The sequence below is a fragment of the Chitinophaga sp. 05T412 genome, assembly GCF_056396465.1.
Window position 1 is genome coordinate 1 of sequence record NZ_JBFTLN010000112.1, and the last position, 378, is coordinate 378.

The following is a 378-nucleotide window of genomic DNA, read 5'->3' on the forward strand; positions in this document are numbered from 1 at the left end:
ACCGGTGGTTGCCAAAGTTGATAGTGTGGCAGCACAGTGTAATAATGCTACTTTCACCATTAAAGGAAATGATCCGACTACTACCTTCGGTGGTAAAGGTGTTTGGAGATTTACCCCTACTCCGGGTGTAACCATCACCGATAGCACSAAAGCAACGACCACAGTAACTGTTCCTGCTGGTAACAGAGTAACCTTTATCTGGTGGGTGACCAACGGCGTCTGTGATTCAACCAGTGCAGCCGTTTCTGTGGTAAACTATCCTAAACCGGTGGTTGCCAAAGTTGATAGTGTGGCAGCACAGTGTAATAATGCTACTTTCACCATTAAAGGAAATGATCCGACTACTACCTTCGGTGGTAAAGGTGTTTGGAGATTTAC

At 45.6% G+C, this 378-nt stretch carries 1 protein-coding gene; it reads left to right on the forward strand.

Features of this window, described 5'->3' with window-relative positions; translation table 11 throughout:
- The coding region (locus AC1DFM_RS34910) for a hypothetical protein (protein ID WP_477081403.1) at positions 1-378 on the forward strand (378 nt) is incomplete at both ends.